Annotated in this window: 1 pseudogene; it reads left to right on the top strand. The window is 67.1% G+C overall.

From position 1 onward, the window contains the following. A pseudogene (locus EOB49_RS38515) lies at nucleotides 1-258 on the top strand (LysE family transporter); the annotation flags it as partial.

The raw sequence follows: 258 nt of genomic DNA, 5'->3' as shown, positions 1-258 counted from the left end.
GATCGCCGTGCTTCTGGTTGTCGCGACCGGGGTCGTGGCGGTGCTCACCGTGACGCCGAAGCTGGCGCCGTTGCTGGCTTTCGCCTCCGCGGCCTACATCCTTTGTCTCGCCTTCAAGATAGCCACGGCGCCCCCATGGCAGCACGCGCCGCCGAGGCTCCGCGTCCAACATGGCTGGCTGGTTTCCTTCTCGCGGTCGCCAATCCGAAGGCCTATGCGGCGATCGCCGCCGTGTTCGCCGGTGCTTCGTCCAAACAG

The organism is Mesorhizobium sp. M7A.F.Ca.MR.148.00.0.0, assembly GCF_003997735.1.
Lineage (GTDB): Bacteria > Pseudomonadota > Alphaproteobacteria > Rhizobiales > Rhizobiaceae > Mesorhizobium.
The sequence above is the reverse complement of the archived record's forward strand: the minus strand, read 5'-3'. Positions and strand labels throughout refer to the sequence as shown.